Origin of the sequence: Corynebacterium sp. LK28 (assembly GCF_014335105.1) — a bacterium.
GTDB classification, from domain to species: domain Bacteria; phylum Actinomycetota; class Actinomycetes; order Mycobacteriales; family Mycobacteriaceae; genus Corynebacterium; species Corynebacterium macclintockiae.
The window spans coordinates 66,618-89,875 of record NZ_PDGZ01000013.1 but is presented as its reverse complement, the minus strand read 5'-3'; the positions used below and the strand labels follow the sequence as shown (position 1 = coordinate 89,875).

Below are 23,258 nucleotides of genomic sequence, written 5' to 3'. Positions count from 1 at the left end.
CTGCTAGCCCGCTGTTCGATTTTTCTAGCTTCTACGCAAGGGGGTTGTCCGGGGCGGTTTATATACTGCACGCACAAGCTGGAAAAATTTTTTGGCTACACCACAAAACCACCTCCGAACAGGCAAAAGGGGAAAGACCATGTTCGAGCATTCCACCACCACACCCTGCTGGCGCATCACCGACCCGAACGATCCGCTAAGCGCCGCAGCGTGCGAAGTAAACCGCGGGCACGTGCGCCTCGCCGTGGCCTGCACGCCCGAGATGGACGAGTGCGTCATCGACGTATCCACCCGCCTGGCCGTGCGCCTCGGCCTGACGGAATACCGCGCGCTCACCCTGGTAGAGATCGGCCACATGTTCCGTCGCTTCCCCACCATCCTCGAGCTGGCCCGCACCGGCGCCTACTCACTTGACCTGCTGCGATGCATGGCCGAGTGCCTCAGTCCCGTCAAGATGGACGTGCCCGAAATTTTCGAGGAAAAAATTTTTCAGGCGATCTCCCCCACCGTCCCCAACCAGGCCATGCTTGCCCGGGCCACCATTCGCAGTCGCATCGAGCAAGTGATCCGCAAGCACGATCCCCAGGCCCTGCCGGAGGAGTCGAAGGATACGGACACGGGTTCCTCCGCGCGCCTCGACATCGACGATCGCCCCGACACCACCACTGTTTTCTTCTTGACGCTGCCCAAACTCGAAGGGTTAGAGCTCCAACGAACGCTCAATAACGTGGTCAAAAACAGTTCTTGCTCTCGCGCCGAAGCCCTGATGCGCCTGGTGCGCAGGCAGACCACGGCGGACATCACGCTAAACCTGTATCAGAGTACGGATCAGCCAGACGCCCCCATCTGGGCCGCGGGTGGCTGGGTCAGCTCAAAGGCCACGCAGAGATGGAAAGATCGCGTTACGCACGTCCAGTTCCCCGGTGCCGCAAGCAACGAGGGCTACTCCCCCACACCTCTGGTGCGGGCCAGCGTGGAGGGGCGCGACGGAACCTGCCGCTTCCCGGGATGTTCGGTGCCCGCACACAAGTGCCAGCTGGACCACGTGCAGCGCTATAACCATGAAAACCCGCAGGCAGGAGGGCCAACGGCGACGTCAAACCTGCATTGCCTGTGCGCCAAGCACCACAACGCGAAGACGACTGGCTCCTGGGACGTCACCATCCATCCCGACGGCAACGAGACCTGGACGAGCCACGGCGACGGGCACACGGTGATGACGGCTCCCAACGGGCCACTGGGCCGGGAAACCTTCGCCCAGCGAGCGGAGAATCGTCGACGGGCAGCCTAGCGCGGCTCGTCGACTGGGACTCCCATGACGTCCAGCGCCGTGGCCAGACCGTCGTAGTTGGTGACTAGCATGACGAACGCAACCTGCTCCCGCTCGCTCAGCAGATCCCGCACGCGCTGGGCCATGTCGGCGGTCAGTCCACGGTCGCGGACCAGCTGCTCGGCTGCGTCCAGCAAGGTGCCGTGACGGCCGGTGAAGCCGTGGTCGGGTTGGAATAGGGCGTCAATACGTTTAACCCCAACCCGTGCGGCGAGGGCACGGTGCTGGTCGGCTTCGTAAGCACTGCCGCGCAGGTAGGCGACGCGGAGGATGATCATTTCGGTTTCGACGCGCGAGAGGTAGCCGAAGGGCATCATCGAGCCGCCGTACAGCAGCCAAAAGAAGAACAACCGCGGGGCGCGGCCGATGGTGGCGAACACTCCGAGGTTCTTTTTCTTGGTTACGCGGGCCCCGATGCCCGTGGCGAAGGCGCCGAATGGGCCGAGGCGGCGCAGGTGCTGCTTGCGCGGTACAGGGCCGGGCCCCAGAGGTGTAGTTTTGTCTCCCATACTTCTGGGAGGTTAGTCGGTCGGGCTAGGACTCGCTGGGAATCGTGAGAACCTCGTAGCCGTCCTCGGTAACGACGAGGGTGTGCTCGAACTGCGCGGTCCACTGGCGGTCCTTAGTCTGGACGGTCCAGTCGTCGTCCCAGACCTCGTAGTCGAGGCCGCCGAGGTTGATCATCGGCTCGATGGTCAGGGTCATACCCGGCTCCAGCAGGTCGGTGTACATGGTTGGGCGGTCGTAGTGCAGCACAACAAGGCCGTTGTGGAAGGTCGGACCAACGCCGTGGCCGGTGAAGTCCTCCACGACGTTGTAGCCGAAGCGCTTGGCGTAGCTCTCGATCACGCGGCCGATGATGTTGATCTGGCGGCCCGGCTTGACGGCCTTGATGCCGCGCCACATGGCCTTTTCGGTGCGTTCGACTAGCAGGCGGTGTTCTTCGGAGACGTCGCCAGCTAGGAAGGTCGCGTTGGTGTCGCCGTGCACACCGTTCTTGTAGGCGGTGACGTCGATGTTGACGATGTCGCCGTCTTGAATAACGGTGCTGTCGGGGATGCCGTGGCAGATGATCTCGTTGAGGCTCACGCAGCAGGACTTCGGGAAGTGCCGGTAGCCGAGGGTGGAGGGGTACGCGCCGTAGTCGCACATGTATTCGTGCGCCACCCGGTCAATCTCGTCGGTGGTCACACCGGGGGCGACGGCAGCTCCGGCGGCCTGCAGAGCGTCGGCGGCGATGCGGCTAGCTTCACGCATCTTTTCGATCGTCTCGGGCGTCTGCACCCACGGCTCGCCGATGTTCTCCTGCACGCTGTCCTTCCAGGCGTACTCTGGCCTTTCGATGTTGGCCGGGACGTTACGGATGGGCGTGGGGTTACCGGGGGTCAATGGTGCTCGAGTCATGGGTCCTTATTCTACTCTTGACGCCCTTCCGCCTCCGCGCCCGGGCCATCCAGGTTCTTAAAGAAATCGGCAGTCACGGCGGTAGCGTGCTCGGATCCGCCGCCGAGCACAATGAGAGTCGCAAAGGCCAGGTCGCCGCGGTATCCGGCTAGCCAACTGTGAGAACCTTCATTGATTTCCGCCTCACCGGTCTTGGCGTAGACCTCTCCGGCGCCAGCCACTCCGGAGCCCGAGCCATTGGTCACTACTGCCCGCATCATGCGGCGGAGTTCTTGAATGATTTTCGGATCCAGCTTCTTCTTGGCGTCCTTTTTGGCCTCGTCGTTATTGGCCTCCGTGTGGTGGTTGTCGCCGGCGATGAGGTACGGGGTGGGCACCTTGCCGGCTGCCACAGCGGAAGCGACCAGGGCTATGCCGAAGGGGCTGGCCAGGTCGAGGCCCTGGCCATAACCAGCTTCAGTGCGGTCGAGCATCTTCTCCCCCTCGGGCACGGATCCGGTGAGGGTGTCCAGGCCCTCGATGTCGTAGTCCGCGCCGAGACCAAACTGCGCTGCGACGTCCTTCAACTCGCCCGGCTTCAGCTTGGTGGAAATGTCCGCGAAGGTGGTGTTGCACGACTTGGCGAAGGCATTTTCCAGAGGGGTGCTGCCCAGCGAGAAACCGTTGTAGTTGGTCACCACGCGTCCGCCGATGTCCTGAGTTCCGGGGCAGTCGACAATCGAATCCGGAGTAAGCCCCTGCTTCTGCAAGCCGGCGTATGCGGTGAGCATCTTGAACGTCGAGCCCGGCGGGTACTGGCCCATGAGAGCCGTGTTGCCGTCCTCGTCGGCCTTTTCCGACTGCGCGACGGCCAGCACTTCGCCGGTCGATGGGCGCATGACCACCATCATCACCTTCGAGTCGGCGCGGGTATTCACGGCCTTCTGGGCGGCCTCCTGCACCTTGCGGGACAGGGAGACGCGCACGCTCGGCGCGGACTTGGCTTCCTCGCCGCCGACCTGGGCAACCTCGTTACCCTCGTTGGTGGCGGCGACGACCTTCCAGCCGTTGACGCCCTGCAGGTCCTTTTCCACCACGCTGCTCACGCGCGACATGATGTCCGGGGCAAAGGAAGGATCGGGGCGCACCAAAGCGGGCTCTTCGTTCATGCGGACGCCCTCGATGTTGCCGAGGACTTCCTGCAAGCGCTTGCCCTGAGCCTGGTTGACGCTCACGACGGAGTACTCGCCGTCCACCCCGTCGGCTTCCTCGGCCTTCTTTTCGGGGTTGATGGCGGGCACGGACTTGTCGCCCGCACGCAGGGCGTCGAGTTCACCGGCGATGCGGCGCATCGTTCCAAGTACGCTGGCCACCTTCTTCGTGTCCACGAGGATGCGGTACTGGGTACCCGGCTTCAGCAACACCGCACCATCGGAGCCCACGACGTTCGCCACCGGCGCTGGCACGCTACGCAGCTCCAGGTGCTGATTCGCGCCGAGCTCCGGGTGCAGCACAGCCGGCTGCCAACGCACGGACCAGTCGTCGCCGGTGCGGGTCAGACTCATGGACGAGTCATAGGAAAAATCGCGGCCACCCGGCAGTTGCCAGTGCATCGAGTACTGGGCGGTGGCCTGGTTGTCCTTGGAGTTGACGTTCTTCAGTTCCGTCCGCAGCCCCTCGGCCTGCAGGGACTTCCACACCTGGTCAATGGCCTGGGACGCCTTATCGGGGTTATCGGTCTCCCCGCCAGCTACGGAAGCCTCCCCCGGTGTGGAAAGGGCAGAAAGAAAGGCCTGGGCGGCGTCATCAGCAACATCCGGTTTCGGCGTACAAGCCGCAGCCCCCAGCACTAGCCCTGCCGTAGTGACGGCCGCGGTGATACTCCGTCGGGTGGCGGAGCTGAGGGAAAAAGTGGGGGTGCGCATAGGCACAGAGGTTAGCAGGGTTAATCGATGATTCCGCGTTCCCGCGCCACGGCGACGGCAGCTGTTCTGTTTTTCACATTGAGTTTGGAAAATACGTGCGCCATGTGGGATTTCACGGTCGCCTCTGTAAGAATCAGCTCCTTGGCGATGGCGCGGTTCGACTTGCCGTGGCTGGCCAGGGTAAGCACCTCCTGCTCGCGGTTAGTCAGCGATTCGAAGGGGTTGGCCAGGCGGCCGCGGAGCTTGCCGATGATGCTCTTGTTCATCACGGTCTGACCGCGGGCGGCTTGGCGGATGCCCTCTGCGAGCTCCTCCGGGGAGCAGTCCTTCAGCAGGTAGCCGACCGCGCCTGCGGAAATGGCGCCCAGCACGTCGCTGTCGGTGGAATAGTTCGTCAGGATCAGCACCTGCGGGGCGGGCCGCTGCGTGCGGATGGCGCGGGTGGCACGCACTCCCCCGGACTCGGCGCCCTCGCTGCCGGGGCCTTCGCCGAAGCGCAGATCCATCAGTACAACGTCGGGGCGTTCCATCTCGCAGATCGCGACGGCCCGCTCGGGTTCGCCGACGGAGGCGACGACCTCCACGTCCCCGGTACCCCGCAGCATGGCTTCGATTCCGGCGCGCACAACGGGGTGATCATCGCAGATCAGCACACGAAGTTGGTCTGGCATAGTCAGCTCCTAACGCATCGGCACTTGGATGGAAACGCCACACCCGGCCCCTGGGGAGCTCTCCACGTGCATGGTTGCCCCGATTAGATTGGCGCGACGGCGGACGCCCGCCAGGCCCACGGGCGACAGGCTCATCTGGTCGGCGGCGATTTTCTGCACTTGCTCTTCGTCCATTCCCCGGCCGTTGTCCACCACATCGAGGCTCAGCATGTCGTCCTGGTAGGTCAGGGTCACGCGGGCGCGCGTGGCCTCCGAATGCTTCACCACGTTAGACACGAGCGATTGGGTGATGCGCGTGAGCTCCTGTTCCACCTTTTCGTCCAGGTCGTAGGGATCGCCCTCGACGTCGAAGCTTAAGGCCTCGCTCAGCGGGGTGCCCGAACACACGCGGGCCAGAGCGATGGGCAGGTCTCCGCCGACAAGTGGCCCGGGCTGCAGGGCGGCAATGATGCGGCGAGTTTCCGCCAGGTTGTCTTCGGCGGTGGTGCGCGCCAGCCGCAGATCCTCCAGGATTTCGGGGTCATCGACGCGCTTCTCCACGGCCTGCAGGATCATGTGAATGGAACTTAAGCCCTGCGCGACCGTGTCGTGGATCTCCCCTGCCAGACGGGTGCGTTCGTCCATTTCGCCGGCGAGGCGGCTGGCAGTTTCCCGGGCGCTGGCTTCGTCGCGCAGCTCCTTGAAGCCCAAGCCGACAACCGTCGCGACCACCGCGGCGACGATCGGCCCCAAGGCCTCCCCGCTGTGGTAGATGGACAGCACGGTGACCACTGTGTTGCACACGATCGCCGGCCACATGGGCAGCACGCCGACGCACAGGAAGAACAGCGCAAATGCCATAAACGCAGCACTTGGAGCCACCAACAGCAGGCACGCCCAGGCGGCGATCACCAGAGTCAACCACAGCCACCTGGGGCGCAGCCACAGCCCCATGACGTAGATGAAGCACAGCGCTGCGGCGTTCCACGACCATCCGTCGCGGATGACGGTCACCGCCATCAGAAGCGCCATCAGCAAGTGCAGCCCCATGCCCAGGTAGATCCACGCCCGGTTCAGCGCAATGACCTTGTTCGACTTGGCGGTCGACTTTGATGTGTGAATCATGATTGTCCCCAAGTCTAACGGCCGCAAGGTGCAGCGCACCTCCACCTAAAGTATGAGTCGAAGACTACTACTTTGCCCGATGTGCTCCTTCTTCTCCGCGCGAAGAATTGGAGCCATGCTAAGTAATAAGTCGTTAACCCCCGTCCGGGGCTTTATGTTTCAAGGGATCCGCGAACTGCGCGTATCCCGCGGTAAGACGGCGCTTATTATCACCACCGTCCTTCTGATCACCGCGATGGTCACTCTCTTGAGCTCCCTGTCTGCAGGTCTGAGCTTCCAGTCCGCCTCCGCGTTGCAGCACAAGGTCGGAAGCGACCGTCAACTCGTGCTCAACGATGCCGGCGGCACTGTGAACCTGAGTACGGGTTCTCTTAGTGACGCCCAAGCCAGCGCCGTTGAGAGCCGTGGCGGAGAGGTCGTCACGATGGCCCGCTCGAAGGATGCGGAAGGTCAGCCGTTCATTGCGATGTCCTACGAGGGCGAGAAGCCCAGCGAGGACCTCTACCTAGAGCATCAGCCCATCCACTGGATGAGTACCGATGAGGTAGAGGGCCTGCCCGGCGCCTCCACCTTCGGCGTGGTTGCCGGCGACGTAGAACCAATCAACGGGGCGGTCATGCTGAAGGGCAAGGAGGCCTTAAACGCTAGCGCTTCCTACAAGGGCGAGCAGTCGTCGCTGAACCTCATGATTGTACTGCTCTACGTCATCTCCGCCCTGGTGCTGGGTGCCTTCTTCACCGTGTGGACGATGCAGCGCCTACGAGGCGTGGCCATCACGGTCGCGCTGGGCGGCACGCGCTCCAGTATCTTGAGCGACGCGGTCGGCCAGGCGATGGTTGTCCTGATCGTGGGCATCGCGGCGGGCACCCTGATGACCGTCGGCGTCGGTGGGTTCCTGGATGGAATCCCCATGGAGGTCACCGCCAACACCACCCTCGTCCCCGCCGGCATGCTGCTGGCCGCAGGCCTCCTCGGCGCTGGCCTGTCCATCATCCCCGTTATGAAGGTCGATCCGCGAAAGGCAATGAACTCATGATCTTCCCCGCACTCGAAGTCAAGAACATCTTCCTGGAGATCACCGACGGAACCACCAAGCGCAACCTGCTGAGCGACGTCAGCTTCAACGTGGATCCCGGCGAGGTCGTCGGCATTACCGGCCCCTCCGGCTCCGGTAAGTCCACCCTGCTGTCCATCATCGGCTGCCTGGAGACCGCCACCAGCGGGTCGGCCACCCTGCACGGCGAGGAGACACTGGAGCTCGGTACCGTGTCGGGTCGCCAGGCCGCCGAGATCCGCCGCCGCCACCTGGGCATTGTGTTTCAGCAGCCGAACCTCCTGCCCGCACTGAACGCTAAGGAACAGCTCATGGTGATGAGCCGCCTGGATAAGCCATTCGGTATCAGCGGAAAAGTGTGGCGTCAGCAAGAAGAGAAAGCCGAGCACATGCTCAAGGAAGTGGGCCTGGAAGGGCGAGAGAACGCGAAGGTCTCCGAGCTTTCCGGCGGCCAGCAGGCACGCGTTAACCTGGCACGCGCAATGATGAACGACCCGGCGCTACTGCTGGTCGACGAGCCGACCGCGGCGCTGGATACCACCAACGCGCAGCGCGTCACGGAGCTGATCGTGGGTCTGGCACGCGAGCGCAACACCCCAGTGCTGTACGTGTCGCACGACCAGGAGCAGCTGGCCACGTTGGGTCGCCGCATCGAGCTGGTGGACGGCAAAGCCAGCGAGGCAGCGCCCGTGACTACTTAGTCACGCGCACGTCGGCCTTCTGGCCCTCGACGGCCTCTAGGCCCTCTTCCTCGGCGATGCGCATGGCCTCTTCGATGAGGGTCTCCACGATCTGATCCTCGGGCACGGTCTTAATAACCTCGCCCTTCACGAAGATCTGCCCCTTGCCGTTTCCGGAGGCCACGCCCAGGTCGGCATCGCGGGCCTCGCCCGGGCCATTCACCACGCAGCCCATGACGGCCACGCGCAGTGGGAACTCCATGCCTTCCAGGCCAGCGGTGACCTCGTCGGCCAGCTTGTACACATCCACCTGCGCGCGACCACAGGAAGGGCAAGACACGATCTCGAGCTTGCGGGGGCGCAGGTTCAGCGACTGCAGGATCTGGTCGCCGACCTTGATCTCTTCGACCGGATCGGCGGACAGGGACACGCGGATCGTGTCACCGATGCCCTCGGCCAGCAGCGCGCCGAAAGCGACGGAGGACTTGATGGTGCCCTGAAAGGCCGGGCCGGCCTCCGTCACGCCGAGGTGCAGCGGGTAGTCAGACTGCGCGGCCAGCTGGCGGTAGGCCTCCACCATCACGACCGGGTCGTTGTGCTTCACAGAGATGGCGATGTCGCCGAAGCCGTGCTCCTCGAACAGGCTGGCCTCCCACATGGCGGACTCGACCAGCGCTTCGGGCGTGGCCTTGCCGTACTTCTCCATGATGCGCTTATCCAGCGAACCGGCATTGACGCCAATACGGATCGGAATGCCTGCATCCCCGGCAGCCTTAGCTACCTCCTTGACCCGGCCGTCGAACTCCTTGATGTTGCCAGGGTTCACGCGCACGGCCGCGCAGCCCGCGTCGATGGCGCTGAAGATGTACTTCGGCTGGAAGTGAATGTCCGCGATGACCGGGATCGGGGACTTGGCGGCGATGGCGGGCAGCGCCTCGGCGTCCACCGTCTTCGGGCACGCCACGCGGACGATATCGCAGCCGGAGGCGGTCAGCTGGGCGATCTGCTGCAACGTCGCGTTAACGTCGTGCGTCTTCGTCGTGGTCATCGACTGCACCGAGATCGGGTGATCGCTGCCCACCCCTACCCCGCCGACCATCAGCTGGCGGGTCTTACGGCGCGGGGCCAGAACTGGGGGCGGACCGTCGGGGATACCCAGGGAAATACCAGACATGTACGAAGACAAACCTTTCAGTTGTGAATGCCGTTGAACCTTCAACAATTCTACGCGTCGTTGCAGGCGCGCAGATGTGGGCGTCAGAAAATACGGATCGGATTAACTACATCAGCGACGATGACGATAATGCCGAACACCAACAACACTGCCGTGGCCGCGTAGGTCAGGGGCATCAGCTTGGTGTAATCGGCGGGGCCACCCGGCTGCTTACCGCGCAGGCGGCGGAAGAAGTCGCGGATCTTCTCGTAGATCACCACGGCGATGTGGCCGCCGTCCAACGGTGGCAATGGCACCAGGTTGAAGGCGGCGAGGAAGAGGTTCAGGCTCGCCAGGGTCATGAGGAAGCTCATCCACTGCTGGTACTGCACTAGCTCGCCGCCGACGCGGGAGGCGCCGACCACACTCATCGGGGAATCGTCGGCGCGGTGGCCGCCGAAGATGGACTTGACCACGCCCGGCACGCGCTGCGGCAGCTCGATGAGGCCGTGGAACGTGTCATTGACCATTCCCCCGGTGAAGGACAGCGTGCCGCCCACCGCGCTGGCCGGGTTGTACTGATTGATGACGAACTTCGGCCGCTTCGCGCTGATGCCGACAGCGCCGGAGGTCATGGGGTTGCCGGCGGAGTTCAGGCGCTCCACCAGCTCGATCTGCAGGTCGAGGTTCTGGTGCTTACCTTCGCGGTCTACAACGGCGGGCACCGTAATGCGGTCGCCGACCTTCTTACCGTTGTCGGCCGCGTGCTTCGCCTCGTCGGCGATGGCCTTGGTGAAGGCCCGGAAGTCCTTTGTTTCTTCGCCGTTGACGGATAGAAAGGTGTCGCCGGTCTGGACGCCGGACTCCGCCGCCGGACCGTCGCCCGAGCACTTGGCGAGCGTGCCGTCCGAATTTTGCTTCGCCGGTGCGCACTGGGTGGATTCGACGGTGGGAGTGAACACCACGCTGCGGTCCGGCAATCCCCAGGCCAAGGCCACGCCGTAGAGGATGCCCAGGGCCAGGACTATGTTCATGATGATGCCGCCGAGCATGACGAAGATGCGCCGGTGCGCCGGCTTGTCGTACATGGCGTACGGGCGCTCCTCGTCGGTCATCTCGTCCAGCTTCGTCATGCCGGCGATGTCGCAGAAACCACCCAGGGGGACGCCCTTCAGGCCGTATTCGGTGTGCCCCTTGCGGAAGCTAAAGATCGTCGGGCCGAAGCCGATGAAGTAGCGCCGCACGCGCATACCCGACATGCGGGCGGCGATAAGGTGCCCTGCCTCGTGCAGGGCAATAGAGACGGCGATGCCTAGGGCGAAAAGAACTACCCCTAGTCCGAAAGCCACGTGGCCATCCTTTCATGCGCCTTGGCACGGGCTTCGCGCTCCGCTGCCAGCACATCTTCCAGGTCGTTGGGTTCGGCGGACAGGTGTTGGCAGGCCTCCATGGTGGCCGCCACAGTATCCACAATGCGGGGGAAGCTCAGCCTGCCGTTCAGGAACTCGACGGCCGCTTCCTCGTTCGCTGCATTATAAACCGCGGGCATCGTTCCGCCGGCAGTGACGGCCTGGCGTGCCAGCGTGACGGCCGGGAAGACGTCGTCGTCCAGCGGCTCGAAGTGCCAATCCGCGGCCGTGGAGAAGTCCAGCTTCGGCTGGGCATCGGCAATGCGATCTGGCCAGCCGAGGGCCAGGGAGATCGGCAGCTTCATCGACGGCGGGGAGGCCTGGGCGATCGTCGCCCCGTCGATAAAGGTGACCATGGAGTGGACGATGGACTGCGGGTGGACGGTCACGTCGATTTTCTCGGCGGGAATGCCGAACAGCAGGCTGGCCTCGATCAGCTCCAGCCCCTTGTTGACCATCGTCGCGGAGTTCAGCGTGTTCATCTGGCCCATCGACCAGGTCGGGTGGTTGGCGGCCTGCAGCGGGGTGACATCCTCCAGCTGCGCGCGGGTGTAGCCGCGGAAGGGGCCACCGGAGGCGGTCAGCACCAGCGAGTCGACCTCATCCACCCGCCCGGAGCGCAGGCACTGAGCCATCGCGGAGTGCTCCGAGTCCACGGGAATCAGCTGCCCTTCCGCCGCGGCCTCGAGCACCAGCTGCCCACCGGCCACGAGGGATTCCTTGTTCGCCATTGCCAGCTTCGCCTTCGTTCCCAAGGCGGCCAGGGTGGCGTCCAGGCCCAACGACCCCACCAGGGCGTTGAGGATCACATCGTTCTCGGTGAGCCCCGGCCCGAGCGCCTCAACCAACTCGCGGGCGGAATCCTTGCCGCGGATGCAACGTCCCCCGCCGATCTCCCCGTCCAGCCACTCAGCTGCCCGCTCGGAGGCCACCGCCACGTGGCTGAGCTCCAATCCGAACTGGCGCACCTGATCCGCCAGCAGCTCCGGCTTCGATCCGTGCGCGGAAATCCCGACGAGCTCGAAACGCTCCGGGTTATCCGCCATCACCTCCAAAGCTTGGGTGCCTATGGAGCCGGTACTGCCTAGAACTACTACACGCGTTTTCACGCGGCCTATTCTATTTCTTTTCTTTGGGACGCCCGCACATCCCCACCCAAAGTAGGTATTTTCCTGCCATTCCCCGCGCGCGGATAGGGACAATTGGGGTCGGGTGTGTCAAAATACGAGAGATAGAATTCTTTTGACATTCAGGAGGAAACGGTGGCGCACCACTCTAAGGAAGCTGAAGTTTACAACGGCGTATCCACCGCGGACGTACCGTCTGCGGCTTGGGGCTGGAGCGAGCTTCCGCGTCGCGGAATCATTACTGCCGGTGTGATCGGCGGCCTGTTCTTGCTGGGCATGCTGTTCGGCAACCACAAGGGCAATGTTGAGAACATCTGGCTGATCGTCCTGGCCGTCGTGGTATTCGTCGGCCTGGGCCTGTGGCTGGCTACCCCGAAGTTCAAGCAGCGCAAGACCGTCACCGCGCGCAACAAGCCGGAAGGCCACGTCGAGCCGGTATGGTCCGCTGACCAGCTGAACCTGACCGGTGCATACTCCAACCTGAGCGACGACGAACTGCGCGCTCAGAACATCGACCCGACGACGGTCGCGCGCTAGTCTTCCTAGCGCTCTTCCGCCGCTAGCTGGCCACAGGCCGCAGCAATTTCCTGGCCCTTCGTATCGCGCACGGTGCACGGCACGCCCTGGGCCTCCACACGGCGGACGAACTCATCCTGGCGTTCCTTCGGGGACGCATCCCACTTGGAGCCCGGAGTCGGGTTCAGTGGAATCACGTTAACGTGCACCTTCGAGCCCAGCGCTCCGCGCAGCTTCTTGCCCAAGAGGTCGGCACGCCAATCCTGATCGTTCATATCTCGGATCAGGGCGTATTCAATGGATACGCGGCGCCCGGAAGTATCCGCGTAGTAGCGCGCGGCATCCAGCACTTCCTCCACCGACCAGCGGTTGTTCACCGGAACTAGCTCATCGCGCAGTTCGTCATCGGGGGTGTGCAGGGAGACCGCGAGGCGCACCTTCATATCCTCGTCCGCCAGTTTGCGGATCGCCGGAGCCAGCCCCACCGTGGAGACGGTGATGTTGCGCTGAGAAATGCCAAATCCCTCCGGCGCGGGGGCCGACACCTTACGGATGGTCTCCACCACTCGCTTGTAGTTCGCCAGCGGCTCGCCCATGCCCATGAACACGATGTTAGACAGGCGCCCCTCTTCCCCATCGACTTCCCCGTCGCGCATCGCCACGGCGGCGGCGCGGGCCTGCTCCACCATCTCGCCGACGGAGAGGTTGCGGTCCAGTCCTCCCTGACCGGTAGCGCAGAACGGGCATGCCATTCCGCAGCCAGCCTGGGAGGAAATGCACAGCGTCGCGCGCCCCGGGTAGCGCATCAGCACGCTCTCCAGCATCGTGCCGTCGTGCAGCTGCCAGAGCGTCTTGCGCGTTTCGCCGTCGTCGGCCTCCATGTTGCGCAGCGGGCGCATCAGTTCGGGGAACAGCGCCTCCTTCACCGCTGCTCGCTTCGCCTCTGGCAGGTCCGTCATCTCCATCGGGTCGCCCTGCAGGCGCCCGTAGTATTGACGCCGAATCTGGTCGGCCCGGAACTTCGGCAAACCGAGCTCCTGGACCTTCTGCTGCAGAGTTTCCTGATCTAGATCCGCCATGTGTGCAGGCGGCATGCCCCTTTTAGGCGCGGCGAACTGAAGTTTCACTGGTGTAGCCATAATGCGCCCATTATTGCACGTACCGGGGGTAACCCTCACATTGCCAAAATCTGAAGTGCGCCCGGATATGCCGTTGAATGGGAGGTATGAACGACAATATGAACCGCCCACCCATGCCAGAGAACAACGCTCAGCCCGTTGACAACGAGCCAGTTCAGGGACCGCCGGCTGGGGTGGAGCCGGCGGCGTCAACACCAAAGAACCCCGAAGAGCACCGCGAAGTACAGAAGTCGCTGGCAGGCACGACGTGGGTCGGCCTGATTGTGGGTGTGCTGCTGCTGATCCTGCTGCTGGTGTTCATCCTGCAGAATCAGGAGTCCGTGGAGCTGCAGCTGCTGGGCTGGACGATGACCTTCCCGATCGGCGTGGGCATGCTGATTGCCGCGATCGTCGGCGCGCTAATTATGGCGCTGGTCGGTGGCGTGCGCATCATCCAGCTGCGCAAGCAGGTCACCCGCTAGGGGGCTACACGCCGCTCAGCATATTCAGCACCACCCAGGTGATCATCGCCGACGGCAACATGCCGTCCAGGCGATCCATCAAACCGCCGTGGCCCGGCAGCATGCCTGACATGTCCTTGATGCCTAGGTCGCGCTTGAACTGCGACTCCACAAGATCGCCGAGGGTAGCGCAGCAAGCCAGCCCCGGACCCAACAGTAGCCCCACCCAGAACGGGCCGGAGAGCAGCAGAGTCACACACGCCACGCCGATGGCGGTGGACAAAACCAGCGAGCCGACAAAGCCTTCCCAGGACTTCTTCGGGCTCACCGCGGGAGCCATCGAGTGCGAGCCGAAGAGCACGCCCGCGATATAACCACCGACGTCGGAACCGACGACGCACAGCATAAAAGTGACGATAAAGGCCCAGCCGTCAATGTGATCGCGTTGCATGCGCGACAGCATGGCGGCGAAACTACCGAACAGGGGTATCCACGTCAGCAGGAAAATGCCGACCGCCGTGTCGCGCAGATAGTTATGCGGCGGCGAAGAACGGCCGTGGTGAAACAGGCGCGTGACCATCACCAGCAAAACACTGATGACGAACCCTCCCAGCGCGCCCGTCGGCCCGAATGGCCAGGACAGCCACACGATCACCTGAGATCCCAGGATCAGGACAGGCAGGTTCAGTACGTATCCGGCCTCGTACAGTCGACGCCACACTTCGTAGACCGCCAGGGACAGAGCCAGGGCGACCAGCGGATACCAGGCGAAGGGCGTGAACAGCCCCCCGATTGCGATGGCGCCCAAGAACACGCCGACCGCGATTGCCTGCTTTAGGTCGCGGCCGGCGCTGTTCTTGGGCTTCGGGCGAGCAACGATGAGTACAGAACCTTTCTTGCGCCGAGGAGGTCCTCTTTAGACCTCGAGCAGTTCCTTCTCCTTGGCCTCCACCAGGGCGTCGACCTGCTCGACGTAGTTGTGGGTGATCTTCTCCAGATCCTTCTCCGCCGCGCGGACTTCGTCCTCGCCGGCCTCGCCGTCCTTCTGGATCTTGCCCAGCTGCTCCATGCCCTTGCGGCGGATGTTGCGGATGGCGATCTTCGCGTCCTCGCCCTTGGACTTGGCCACCTTGACCATTTCCTTGCGGCGCTCCTCGGTGAGCTGCGGGATGGTTACGCGCAGCACCTGGCCGTCGTTGGTGGGGTTGACGCCCAGGTCGGAGTTGCGGATAGCGTTCTCAATCTCGTCCATGGTGGACTGCTCGTAGGGCTTGATCAGCAGCATGCGGGGCTCCGGCACGCTGATGGTGGCCATCTGGGTAATCGGAGTGGGAACCCCGTAGTACTCGGCTACCACGCCGTTGAACATCGACGGGTTCGCGCGACCGGTACGAATGGTCGTCAGGTCTTCGCGAGCGTGCTCCACAGAGCTAGTCATGCGCTCTTCGGATTCAAGCAGAATATCGTCAATCATGTTTAAGAATTTACCAGTCTACGGTGGGGAAAGTGTTGAGTGACCCGCTTGTATGGCTAGCTGGTGCGGACGTTGCTGTCGACCAAGGTGCCGATGCGCTCGCCGGCGACCGCGCGGGCGATGTTGCCCTCGGTAAGCAGGTTGAACACCAGGATCGGCATCTTGTTGTCCATGCAGAGGGAGAACGCGGTGGCGTCTGCGACCTTCAAGCCCTTCTCGATGACCTCCCATGGGGTGATCTCGTGGAACAGCTCCGCGTCCGGGTTGGTGCGCGGGTCGTCGCTGTATACGCCGTCGACGGCCTTGGCCATCAGCAGGACCTCGCAGCCAATTTCCAGGGCGCGCTGGGCGGCCGTGGTGTCGGTGGAGAAGTACGGCATGCCCATGCCTGCACCGAAGATAACCACGCGTCCCTTTTCGAGGTGGCGGCGTGCGCGCAGAGGCAGGTAGGGCTCTGCGACCTGGGTCATCTGGATGGCGGTCTGTACGCGGCAGTCCACGCCCTCCTGCTCCAGGAAGTCCTGTAGAGCCAGGCAGTTCATCACCGTGCCGAGCATTCCCATGTAGTCGGAGCGGGAGCGCTCCAGGCCGCGCTGCTGCAGCTCGGCACCGCGGAAGAAGTTACCGCCGCCGATAACCACGGCTACTTCTACGCCAGACTTGGAGACTTCCGCGATCTGCCGTGCGACGTTCTGGACAACGTCGGGGTCGATGCCGACCTTTCCTCCGCCGAACATCTCACCCCCCAGCTTCAACATAACGCGCTTGTAGCCTTCGCGGTTTTCGGCTGTACTCACCGGGGTTTGCTCCTTGAGGTAGACGTGTTTGGCACTGGTGGTCATAATACCCCACCCGGACACACAAAAGAGGCCCCGGCACCCATTCGTGTGCCGGAGCCTCTGCCGAAAAAATTTTCGGAGTGTGCAGACCTTAAGCCTGGCCAACCTCGAAGCGCTTGAAGCCCTTCAGGGTCACGCCGGCCTCGTCCATAACCTGCTTAACAGACTTCTTGGACTCGGTGACGGACGGCTGATCCAGCAGGCAAACGTCCTTGAAGTAGCCCTTCAGGCGACCCTCGATGATGTTCGGCAGTGCCTTCTCCGGCTTGCCCTCCTCGCGAGCGGTAGCCTCGGCGATCTCGCGCTCCTTGGCAACGGTCTCGGCCGGAACCTCGTCGCTGCTCAGGTACTTAGCCTTCAGAGCGGCAACCTGCATAGCGGCAGCCTTGGCAGCACCCTCGTCGTCGCCCTCGTAGGAAACCAGAACGCCAACTGCCGGCGGCAGGTCAGCGGAGCGGTGGTGCTTGTAAACAGCAACCTTGTCGCCCTCGATGGTGGTGGCGCGCTTCAACTCCAGCTTCTCACCGATCTTTGCGGACAGTTGCTGCAGAGCGTCAACAGCCTTCTGGCCGTCAACCTCAACTGCCTCGAGCTCTTCGCGGGAGTTTGCCTTGGCCTCGGCAGCTGCGGCAGCTACCTTGTCGGCGAACTCGATGAACTCGGCGTTCTTTGCCACGAAGTCGGTCTCAGCGTTGACCTCGATCATGGTGTTGCCGGAGATAGCGATCAGGCCCTCGGAAGCGGAGCGCTCTGCGCGCTTGCCAACGTCCTTTGCACCCTTGATGCGCAGGATCTCGATGGCCTTGTCGAAGTCGCCTGCGGCTTCTTCCAGGGCCTTCTTGCAGTCCATCATGCCGGAGCCGGTGATCTCGCGGAGCTTCTTAACGTCTGCAGCGGTGTAGTTCGCCATGTGGGGCGATCCTCCTTCTGGTGGAAGTATTAATGGTGGCTGAAATTACAGTTTCTAAACTCAGTCCTGTTTTCCAGCCTAGGTTACAAGTAACGCCCACGCCCGTTGGACACGGGATTCAATCTGTGTCCCATACGGGGGTGGGCGCTTTATAGCTGTTCTACAACAGCTTATGCCTCAGACTTTTCCTCGGCGGTCTCAGCCTCAGCCGGAGCCTCGGTCTTCTCAGCCTCAGCCGGAGCCTCGGTCTTCTCAGCCTCAGCCGGAGCCTTGTCAGCGTCGCCTGCAGCTTCCTTTGCAGCAGCTTCCTGGCGCTCGGCGCGTGCCTGGCGGCCGGCCTCAACAGCGGAGGAAATGATGCTGGTCAGCAGGTTTGCAGAACGGATGGCATCGTCGTTGCCCGGGATCGGGTAGTCGACAACGTCCGGGTCGCAGTTGGTATCCAGGATTGCGACAACCGGGATGTTCAGCTTCTGCGCCTCGGAGACAGCGATGTGCTCCTTGTTGGTGTCGACGATCCACAGTGCGGACGGGGTCTTGGTCATGTCCGCGATACCGCCCAGGACGCGCTCCAGCTTGTTGCGCTCGCGGGTCAGCATCAGAACTTCCTTCTTGGTGCGGCCCTTGTAGCCGTCCTCAGCTGCGTCCATTGCCTGCAGTTCCTTCAGGCGGTGCAGACGCTTAGCAACGGTCTGGAAGTTGGTCAGCATGCCGCCCAGCCAGCGGTGGTTGACGTAAGGCATGCCAACGCGCTCAGCCTCGTTAGCAACTGCTTCCTGAGCCTGCTTCTTGGTGCCAACGTACAGGATGTTGCCGCCGTGGGCTACGGTCTCCTTGACGAACTCGTAAGCCTCATCGATGTAGGTCAGGGTCTGCTGCAGGTCGATGATGTAGATGCCGTTGCGGTCGGTGAAGATGAAGCGCTTCATCTTCGGGTTCCAACGACGGGTCTGGTGACCGAAGTGGACACCAGCGTCCAGCAGCTCGCGCATAGTAACAACAGCCATGGTGTTACAGGGGCGTATTTCTTCTAGCCGGCCGTGTGGTCGGCGCCGCCCCTTCCTCGCTTTCAAAGTTTAGGGTTTGACGGTTTTCTTCACGATGCACTCGACACTCACTGTACGTGCGTGGCTTATGCACCATCCTGGCAGATACTTCCCCGGTGTAGCTGTGACTCGCCATGTTCGCCCGCCGTCGTTAGCGGGACCGTGCTGGTGAGCCATTGTGTGGGGTGCGAATTATCTACGCGTAGTCAGTAGCCTTGCTCTACCCCACGGTCTTCGCGAAACCGCTTGCCCTCCATGTGAATGTCACATGCGAGTTGCATGAGGACGAGCCCGGACATACTGCGACTGCTACCCTACCCCCACTCACGCTGCTGAAACAAGTCCACCCGCGCGTGTCCTGTGGACAACTTTTAGTTATCCACAACCTCACGCCTATGCCCTTTCTTTTTTATGACGCCCCCACGCATCATCTTTAACCATGATCCCACGGCTTAACCGCACCCTCTGCCTCACTCTTGCACTGGTCTTCTTCTGTGCGGGCGTTCCGTTATCCCCTGCACCCTCTGCCCTATCCCAATCTGCAGAGCCCCATTCTGCAGCGACTCAATCAGATTTACCCCGCATCGTCCGCTCCCACCGACTGCCCTCGGCGAAGGATGCGCAGGTGATCCGCGCCGCGGACATTCCGGACGCGGTCTGGAAGCCCGGGCACCGCGGCGTGGATCTGCAGGCCTCGCCCGGCCAGGTGATCGTGGCCAGCAGGGGTGGCATCGTGGCCTTCGCTGGCGTGGTGGCGGGCACGCCGGTGGTCTCGATCAGCCATTCGGATGGCATTCGCACCACGTACGAGCCGGTACTCGCCCGCGTCCGTGCCGGACAAAAGATCCGCCGGGGCGAGGCCATCGGAGTGCTGGCGGATGCCGCTGCCCTGCCCGACTACGCCCGCAAATCCCCGGGACTGTCCTGGGGCGCCAGGCTGGAGGGCAGAAAGCGAGCCTACATCGACCCGATGACCTTGCTCGGCAGTGTGCGGGTCAGGCTCTGGGATGCGCCTGGTTAAACACGGCCTTCAGCCGTTCTGTGCCCACGTGAGTATAGATCTGCGTGGTGGACATGTTGGCGTGGCCGAGCAGCTCCTGCACCACCCGCAGGTCTGCACCGCCCTCGAGGATTGCCGTGGCCGCGGAGTGCCGCAGGCCGTGCGGCGACAGGCGCGGCCCGGGGCCTGCCTGGGTTACGCGGTTCACAACGGTGCGCACTTGGCGGGGGTCGATCCTCTTGCCCCTAGTCCCGACGAACAGTGCCGGGGTTCCCTTGGCCATCGTGGTGCGAGCCGAAAGCCACTGTTCCAAAGCAGCCGAGACCGTAGCGCCGAAGGGCACAACCCGGGTCTTGTTGCCCTTACCCGTGACCCGGAGGAGGTTATTGGAGAAATCCACATCGTCAACGTCGCACCCCGCGAGTTCCGATACGCGGATACCGGTGGCGTAGAGCAGCTCGACCATCGCCCAGTCGCGGATGCTCTGCGGGTCGGAATCTTGCGGTTCCGTGCGCAAGCCGTCCAGCAAGTCGGCGGCCTGATCGGCCCGCAACACGCGCGGAAGCGTGCGCTGCGGCTTGGGTGCCTTCAGCGCTGCGACGGGGTTGGCCTGCACGAATCCACGGTGGGCCAGGAACGCCCCGAAACCGCGCATGCTGGAGGCCAGACGGGACAGGCTGGCCCTGCTGGCGCCGTTATCGACCGCCCAGCCGAGCACGTCTCGGGCGCGGTCGAGGTCGAATTGTTCGATTCGTTCCAGACCCTCCAGAGCGCTGTCGAGGTCCCGTCGGTAAGCGCGGATTGTGTTCTCGCTGCGCCCCACGACGTGGCGCAGGTGCTGTTCGTAGTCGTCCAGCGCAGACCACAGCGGCGCCGTGGTGCCAGTGGGACGAGAGTTGTTCATGTGACCAATTTAGCTGGTCACTCGACCCTAATCCAGCGATCGGCCTCTCGGCGAAGCCTGCCCATCCCCTCCAAGTCGCGCAGGCACCGAATCACCGTGCGCGCGGGCAAACCGGTGGCCTCCACCAACTGGGGCAGTCGGCCTTCGGGACCACGGCCGCTGGGGAGGGCGGCGGCGTCGATAACCGCGACATGTTCCCAATTCAACAGCTCCGAGCGATCCTCCGCACCAAACCCCAAGGCCATCTGCTCGCCGAGGGGGCTGAGCTCCTCGATGAGGTCGCGGGCGCTGACGGCCAGGGTGGCGCGCGACGTGCGGATGCGTTCGAGGCACCCCAGCGAGGCATGCGAGGTGACGGGGCCGGGGACGGCGAAGGTCGGCTTCACGAAGGCCTCGGCCCAGTTCAGGGTGTTCAGTGCGCCGCTGCGCAGAGGTGCCTCCACGACCAGAGTGGCCTGGCTGAGCGCCGCGGCCAGGCGGTTACGGGTGAGGAAGCGATGGCGAGCCGGCGGAGTGCCCGGTGGATATTCGCTAATGAGGAGCCCACCGGCGGCGACGATCTGCTCGAACAGCTCCGCGTGCGCCTTGGGATAGGGCACGTCAAGGCCACATGCCATGACCACCAGGGTGGGGATCTGGGACTGTAACGCCGCGCGATGAACGAGTGCGTCGATACCGATCGCGCCGCCGGAGATCAGGCTGAAGCCCGCATCCGCCAGGTCTCCTGCAAAGGACTTGGTAACCTGCTCGCCGTAGCGCGTGGCCGCGCGGGTGCCGACGACCGTGACGGAACGCCGCACGGCCGTGTCCAGACGCATATCGCCGCGCACCCACAGAGCAAAAGGAGCGGCAGCCTGGCCACGGACGGAAGAATCATGATCCGCGCCCGAATCTGCCATGCGGACGAAGCTGGCGGTCAGTTCCGCAGGCCACTCGTCATCCTCTGGCGTTACCAGGCGCCAGCCGCGGGCAGCCGCGAGCTCCGCGTCGGCCGTGGGGTCGTGGTCGTAGCGCTGGGAGGTCGCATCGGCCAGGGCATCGGGCAGGGTCCCAGCCCGGCGCGCCAGGGCGTCAGCTACGGCCTGTACCTGGGAGGGGCCGGCCTGATCCCAGCCGTCGGGCCAGAGCATGTCCAGCACGTCCAGGCGGGAGGCCTCAATGACTCGCCGCACGTAGGCCCACGCTAGAAGATTTTTTTGAGTAGTCATCGCTGTGCCTCCGCTGGTTCTCTACTCGCCGGTTCTCTGCTCGCTAGCTCGCTGTCTGCGCCGAAAAGTTCGACCGCGTCGCTGATATGGCCCAGATGCGGGGCGGCGGCGTGGTCCAAGTCCGCAAGGGTCCAGGCAACGCGAATGGCGCGGTCCACTCCCCGCTGTGTGATGGTGCCGGTGCGCAGCATGTCCTCCAGCAGTAGCGAGCCGGATTCGTCCACCCCGACCTGGCGCAAAATTTTTCCGGGCACCAGCGCGTTACTAGCGGCGCCCCATCGCTGTCGGGCACGATCCCGGGCCTCGGCCACCCGCTGGGCTACGGTGGCGCTGGGCTCTCCAAAATTTTTGAGCCCCTCGATCTGCGGCCTGCCGGTGGTGGCTGCGAACACGTCCACGCGATCCCGCAGCGGTCCGGATAGCTTCGCCTGATACCGGCTACGAATGCCCGACGGGCAGCGGCAATCTATGGGCAGCTCCGCCCCGCATGGGCAGGGGTTTGCGGCCAGCACCAGCTGAAAATCGGCGGGGAAGCTGGAAATCCTCTGCGCGCGCATGAGCTCTACGCGCCGCTGCTCCATCGGCACGCGCAGACATTCCAAGGAATCCCGGCGTGCCTCGGCGACCTCGTCGATAAACAACACTCCGTGGTGTGCCAGGCTCACCGCCCCGGGCACCGGGATCCGCCCGCCGCCGATCAGGGCCGCTGGTGTGACGTTGTGGTGTGGGGCGATGAACGGCCGTTGCCCCGCAAGTACCTCCGGCAGGTTCCCCTTCACCCCCGCCAACGAGTGGACGCCGGCGGCCTCTATGCGCTCACTGTCCGTCATCGGTGGCAGAATCCCCGGCAACCGTTCGGCCAACATGGATTTGCCACTGCCTGGCGGCCCGGTCAGCAGCAGGTTATGGCCCCCGGCTGCGGCGACCTCCACGGCCCGGCACGCGGCAGGCTGCCCCAGAACGTCCGCCAGATCCCCCACCGGGCGGGGTGCAGCGTGCTCCCCCGGGCACGCTTCCGGCAACACCCCACCGCGCAGCCAATCGATCACCCCGCCCAGGTTGCGGGCGACCAGGACAGTGATAGATCCGTCGACGGCAGCGGCTGCCTCGGCAGCTTCGGCCTCATTGCCGACGGGCACCACGACCGTGGAAAAGCCCTCCATCGCTGCGGCCAGCACCAGTGCGAATACCCCCTGCACCGGACGGACCTGCCCGTCCAGTCCCAGCTCCCCCACTAGGACTGCACCCGAAAGCCTCCCCGCCCCCAGCGCATCGTCAGCGACCGCCGACAACATCGCGCACACCATCGCCAGGTCGTAACCCGCCCCCTGCTTCGGCAACCCGGCAGGCGATAGGCTCATGACAGTCCGCGACCCCGGCCACCCCACGCCGGAGTTCTTCAGCGCCGAACGGATGCGATCCTTCGCCTGCACCACTGCGGTATCCCCCATACCGACGATCGAGATGCCGGGAAGCCCCCTACTCACATCACACTCGACGGTGATCACCGTCCGCCGTGTCCCTTCCAACGCAATCGACTGCGCGTGCCCCACGGCCACTGGTCACCACACCCCTTCGACGTGCTCGCGTACCCCATCGGGACCAACATCGATCACGTCCACGCGCAGTCCCCCAGAAAACTGCACCCCCTCGCGGTTCTGTTCCAACCACAATCCGGCCAGCGTGCGGATCCGCCTCAGTTTCCGCGGCCCCACCGCCGCCACTCCGCCCCCGTCGGAGTCCGAAGTACGATACTTCACCTCGATAAAAGCCAGGCCGTCCTCGGGTGTCCGCGCCACCACGTCCAGCTCCCCGTAGCGGGTATAGAAGTTCCGATCCAGCACCTCGTACCCCGCCCGCTGTAGATACTCGGTGGCCAGACTCTCCCCCGCGTCGCCCACCGCGCGCTTGTTTACCGCCATTGCGTCCCCTTCTTGATACCGGCA

General features: G+C 63.8%; 24 protein-coding genes. 6 read left to right on the top strand and 18 right to left on the bottom strand.

The features are described 5' to 3' along the window. Positions 1 to 139 precede the first annotated feature (139 nt). Positions 140 to 1,291, top strand: coding sequence for an HNH endonuclease signature motif containing protein (locus tag CRD15_RS08120; protein ID WP_187402324.1), 1,152 nt, complete (start codon positions 140 to 142; stop codon positions 1,289 to 1,291). Here the strand turns inward: CRD15_RS08120 and CRD15_RS08115 are convergent. From CRD15_RS08115 to CRD15_RS08095, 5 genes are read right to left on the bottom strand one after another with little or no spacing between them, the layout of a single operon-like run. Then, positions 1,288 to 1,839 carry a carboxymuconolactone decarboxylase family protein gene (locus CRD15_RS08115; protein WP_187402323.1) on the bottom strand — a complete coding sequence of 184 codons (552 nt, stop codon included), beginning with the start codon at positions 1,837 to 1,839 and terminating at the stop codon, positions 1,288 to 1,290. The two genes, CRD15_RS08120 and CRD15_RS08115, sit on opposite strands and share 4 nt — an antisense overlap. 25 nt (positions 1,840 to 1,864) lie before the next feature. Next, positions 1,865 to 2,734: a type I methionyl aminopeptidase gene (gene map, locus CRD15_RS08110; protein WP_187402322.1), complete on the bottom strand. Its 870-nt coding sequence runs from the start codon at positions 2,732 to 2,734 to the stop codon at positions 1,865 to 1,867. A gap of 11 nt (positions 2,735 to 2,745) precedes the next feature. Then, on the bottom strand, positions 2,746 to 4,638 hold the full coding sequence (locus CRD15_RS08105) for a penicillin-binding transpeptidase domain-containing protein (RefSeq protein ID WP_187402321.1): 1,893 nt from the start codon (positions 4,636 to 4,638) through the stop codon (positions 2,746 to 2,748). Positions 4,639 to 4,658: 20 nt separating this feature from the next. Next, the gene (locus CRD15_RS08100; protein ID WP_034970557.1) at positions 4,659 to 5,309 is read right to left on the bottom strand and encodes a response regulator transcription factor; all 651 of its coding nucleotides are present in this window, start codon (positions 5,307 to 5,309) and stop codon (positions 4,659 to 4,661) included. A 9-nt stretch (positions 5,310 to 5,318) separates the two neighbouring features. Then, positions 5,319 to 6,413 carry a sensor histidine kinase gene (locus tag CRD15_RS08095; protein WP_187402320.1) on the bottom strand — a complete coding sequence of 365 codons (1,095 nt, stop codon included), beginning with the start codon at positions 6,411 to 6,413 and terminating at the stop codon, positions 5,319 to 5,321. A 154-nt stretch (positions 6,414 to 6,567) separates the two neighbouring features. Here CRD15_RS08095 and CRD15_RS08090 point away from each other — a divergent pair, with 154 nt between their 5' ends. Beyond that, positions 6,568 to 7,449, top strand: coding sequence for an FtsX-like permease family protein (locus tag CRD15_RS08090; RefSeq protein WP_034991603.1), 882 nt, complete (start codon positions 6,568 to 6,570; stop codon positions 7,447 to 7,449). Then, positions 7,446 to 8,168, top strand: a complete 723-nt coding sequence (locus CRD15_RS08085; protein WP_187402319.1) for an ABC transporter ATP-binding protein — start codon at positions 7,446 to 7,448, stop codon at positions 8,166 to 8,168. The genes CRD15_RS08090 and CRD15_RS08085 overlap by 4 nt, the downstream gene beginning before the upstream one ends. On the opposite strand, the gene ispG is transcribed toward CRD15_RS08085, so the two are convergent. The 3 genes from ispG to dxr form a co-directional block, all read right to left on the bottom strand. Next, complete coding sequence (ispG, locus tag CRD15_RS08080; protein WP_034972946.1) at positions 8,161 to 9,321, bottom strand: flavodoxin-dependent (E)-4-hydroxy-3-methylbut-2-enyl-diphosphate synthase; 1,161 nt, start codon at positions 9,319 to 9,321, stop codon at positions 8,161 to 8,163. The two genes, CRD15_RS08085 and ispG, sit on opposite strands and share 8 nt — an antisense overlap. Positions 9,322 to 9,404: 83 nt before the next feature. Further along, a complete protein-coding gene (locus CRD15_RS08075; protein ID WP_043012567.1) occupies positions 9,405 to 10,649 on the bottom strand; it encodes an RIP metalloprotease in 1,245 nt (414 codons plus the stop codon). Continuing rightward, entirely contained in the window at positions 10,634 to 11,818 is a 1,185-nt protein-coding gene (gene dxr, locus CRD15_RS08070) for a 1-deoxy-D-xylulose-5-phosphate reductoisomerase (protein ID WP_370546957.1), read from the bottom strand. Before dxr ends, CRD15_RS08075 begins: the two co-directional genes overlap by 16 nt. A gap of 153 nt (positions 11,819 to 11,971) precedes the next feature. Here dxr and CRD15_RS08065 point away from each other — a divergent pair, with 153 nt between their 5' ends. Beyond that, the gene (locus CRD15_RS08065; protein ID WP_034982091.1) at positions 11,972 to 12,373 is read left to right on the top strand and encodes a DUF2631 domain-containing protein; all 402 of its coding nucleotides are present in this window, start codon (positions 11,972 to 11,974) and stop codon (positions 12,371 to 12,373) included. 5 nt (positions 12,374 to 12,378) lie between these two features. Here CRD15_RS08065 and rlmN read toward each other — a convergent pair whose 3' ends face one another. Beyond that, on the bottom strand, positions 12,379 to 13,491 hold the full coding sequence (gene rlmN, locus CRD15_RS08060; RefSeq protein ID WP_034972950.1) for a 23S rRNA (adenine(2503)-C(2))-methyltransferase RlmN: 1,113 nt from the start codon (positions 13,489 to 13,491) through the stop codon (positions 12,379 to 12,381). Between the two features lie 98 nt (positions 13,492 to 13,589). On the opposite strand from rlmN, the gene CRD15_RS08055 reads away from it, so the two are divergent. Next, positions 13,590 to 13,952, top strand: coding sequence for a lipopolysaccharide assembly LapA domain-containing protein (locus CRD15_RS08055; RefSeq protein WP_370546955.1), 363 nt, complete (start codon positions 13,590 to 13,592; stop codon positions 13,950 to 13,952). 4 nt (positions 13,953 to 13,956) lie between these two features. Here the strand turns inward: CRD15_RS08055 and CRD15_RS08050 are convergent, their stop codons facing one another. The 5 genes from CRD15_RS08050 to rpsB all read right to left on the bottom strand — a co-directional run bounded on the left by CRD15_RS08050 (position 13,957) and on the right by rpsB (position 18,161). Next, positions 13,957 to 14,811 (bottom strand): phosphatidate cytidylyltransferase, encoded by an 855-nt coding sequence (locus CRD15_RS08050; protein WP_034982093.1) that lies wholly within the window; start codon positions 14,809 to 14,811, stop codon positions 13,957 to 13,959. Between the two features lie 36 nt (positions 14,812 to 14,847). Next, positions 14,848 to 15,405 (bottom strand): ribosome recycling factor, encoded by a 558-nt coding sequence (gene frr, locus CRD15_RS08045; RefSeq protein WP_034976062.1) that lies wholly within the window; start codon positions 15,403 to 15,405, stop codon positions 14,848 to 14,850. A gap of 56 nt (positions 15,406 to 15,461) precedes the next feature. Further along, entirely contained in the window at positions 15,462 to 16,163 is a 702-nt protein-coding gene (pyrH, locus tag CRD15_RS08040; protein WP_222866530.1) for a UMP kinase, read from the bottom strand. 172 nt (positions 16,164 to 16,335) lie between these two features. After that, positions 16,336 to 17,154: a translation elongation factor Ts gene (tsf, locus tag CRD15_RS08035; protein WP_034970521.1), complete on the bottom strand. Its 819-nt coding sequence runs from the start codon at positions 17,152 to 17,154 to the stop codon at positions 16,336 to 16,338. A gap of 170 nt (positions 17,155 to 17,324) precedes the next feature. Further along, complete coding sequence (gene rpsB / locus CRD15_RS08030) at positions 17,325 to 18,161, bottom strand: 30S ribosomal protein S2 (protein WP_034991587.1); 837 nt, start codon at positions 18,159 to 18,161, stop codon at positions 17,325 to 17,327. Between the two features lie 478 nt (positions 18,162 to 18,639). On the opposite strand from rpsB, the gene CRD15_RS08025 reads away from it, so the two are divergent. Continuing rightward, positions 18,640 to 19,221, top strand: a complete 582-nt coding sequence (locus CRD15_RS08025) for a M23 family metallopeptidase (protein ID WP_034972956.1) — start codon at positions 18,640 to 18,642, stop codon at positions 19,219 to 19,221. On the opposite strand, the gene CRD15_RS08020 is transcribed toward CRD15_RS08025, so the two are convergent. The 4 genes from CRD15_RS08020 to CRD15_RS08005 are packed head-to-tail and all read right to left on the bottom strand — an operon-like array spanning position 19,196 to position 23,234. After that, positions 19,196 to 20,104: a tyrosine recombinase XerC gene (locus tag CRD15_RS08020; RefSeq protein ID WP_034972957.1), complete on the bottom strand. Its 909-nt coding sequence runs from the start codon at positions 20,102 to 20,104 to the stop codon at positions 19,196 to 19,198. The genes CRD15_RS08025 and CRD15_RS08020 overlap by 26 nt on opposite strands. A 17-nt stretch (positions 20,105 to 20,121) precedes the next feature. Further along, a complete protein-coding gene (gene dprA, locus CRD15_RS08015; RefSeq protein WP_187402317.1) occupies positions 20,122 to 21,312 on the bottom strand; it encodes a DNA-processing protein DprA in 1,191 nt (396 codons plus the stop codon). After that, positions 21,309 to 22,871, bottom strand: coding sequence for a YifB family Mg chelatase-like AAA ATPase (locus CRD15_RS08010; RefSeq protein WP_187402316.1), 1,563 nt, complete (start codon positions 22,869 to 22,871; stop codon positions 21,309 to 21,311). The genes dprA and CRD15_RS08010 overlap by 4 nt, the downstream gene beginning before the upstream one ends. Before the next feature lie 3 nt (positions 22,872 to 22,874). Next, complete coding sequence (locus CRD15_RS08005) at positions 22,875 to 23,234, bottom strand: YraN family protein (RefSeq protein ID WP_051873926.1); 360 nt, start codon at positions 23,232 to 23,234, stop codon at positions 22,875 to 22,877. Between the last annotated feature and the right edge of the window lie 24 nt (positions 23,235 to 23,258).

What these genes read in the sequence shown, in the direction of transcription:
- CRD15_RS08120 (WP_187402324.1), top strand. Translation starts at nt 140, where the DNA reads ATGTTCGAGCATTCCACCACCACACCCTGCTGGCGCATCACCGACCCG.
- CRD15_RS08115 (WP_187402323.1), bottom strand. Translation starts at nt 1,839, where the DNA reads ATGGGAGACAAAACTACACCTCTGGGGCCCGGCCCTGTACCGCGCAAG.
- map (WP_187402322.1), bottom strand. Translation starts at nt 2,734, where the DNA reads ATGACTCGAGCACCATTGACCCCCGGTAACCCCACGCCCATCCGTAAC.
- CRD15_RS08105 (WP_187402321.1), bottom strand. Translation starts at nt 4,638, where the DNA reads ATGCGCACCCCCACTTTTTCCCTCAGCTCCGCCACCCGACGGAGTATC.
- CRD15_RS08100 (WP_034970557.1), bottom strand. Translation starts at nt 5,309, where the DNA reads ATGCCAGACCAACTTCGTGTGCTGATCTGCGATGATCACCCCGTTGTG.
- CRD15_RS08095 (WP_187402320.1), bottom strand. Translation starts at nt 6,413, where the DNA reads ATGATTCACACATCAAAGTCGACCGCCAAGTCGAACAAGGTCATTGCG.
- CRD15_RS08090 (WP_034991603.1), top strand. Translation starts at nt 6,568, where the DNA reads ATGTTTCAAGGGATCCGCGAACTGCGCGTATCCCGCGGTAAGACGGCG.
- CRD15_RS08085 (WP_187402319.1), top strand. Translation starts at nt 7,446, where the DNA reads ATGATCTTCCCCGCACTCGAAGTCAAGAACATCTTCCTGGAGATCACC.
- ispG (WP_034972946.1), bottom strand. Translation starts at nt 9,321, where the DNA reads ATGTCTGGTATTTCCCTGGGTATCCCCGACGGTCCGCCCCCAGTTCTG.
- rlmN (WP_034972950.1), bottom strand. Translation starts at nt 13,491, where the DNA reads ATGGCTACACCAGTGAAACTTCAGTTCGCCGCGCCTAAAAGGGGCATG.
- CRD15_RS08055 (WP_370546955.1), top strand. Translation starts at nt 13,590, where the DNA reads ATGAACCGCCCACCCATGCCAGAGAACAACGCTCAGCCCGTTGACAAC.
- frr (WP_034976062.1), bottom strand. Translation starts at nt 15,405, where the DNA reads ATGATTGACGATATTCTGCTTGAATCCGAAGAGCGCATGACTAGCTCT.
- pyrH (WP_222866530.1), bottom strand. Translation starts at nt 16,163, where the DNA reads ATGTTGAAGCTGGGGGGTGAGATGTTCGGCGGAGGAAAGGTCGGCATC.
- tsf (WP_034970521.1), bottom strand. Translation starts at nt 17,154, where the DNA reads ATGGCGAACTACACCGCTGCAGACGTTAAGAAGCTCCGCGAGATCACC.
- rpsB (WP_034991587.1), bottom strand. Translation starts at nt 18,161, where the DNA reads ATGGCTGTTGTTACTATGCGCGAGCTGCTGGACGCTGGTGTCCACTTC.
- CRD15_RS08025 (WP_034972956.1), top strand. Translation starts at nt 18,640, where the DNA reads ATGATCCCACGGCTTAACCGCACCCTCTGCCTCACTCTTGCACTGGTC.
- CRD15_RS08020 (WP_034972957.1), bottom strand. Translation starts at nt 20,104, where the DNA reads ATGAACAACTCTCGTCCCACTGGCACCACGGCGCCGCTGTGGTCTGCG.
- dprA (WP_187402317.1), bottom strand. Translation starts at nt 21,312, where the DNA reads ATGACTACTCAAAAAAATCTTCTAGCGTGGGCCTACGTGCGGCGAGTC.
- CRD15_RS08005 (WP_051873926.1), bottom strand. Translation starts at nt 23,234, where the DNA reads ATGGCGGTAAACAAGCGCGCGGTGGGCGACGCGGGGGAGAGTCTGGCC.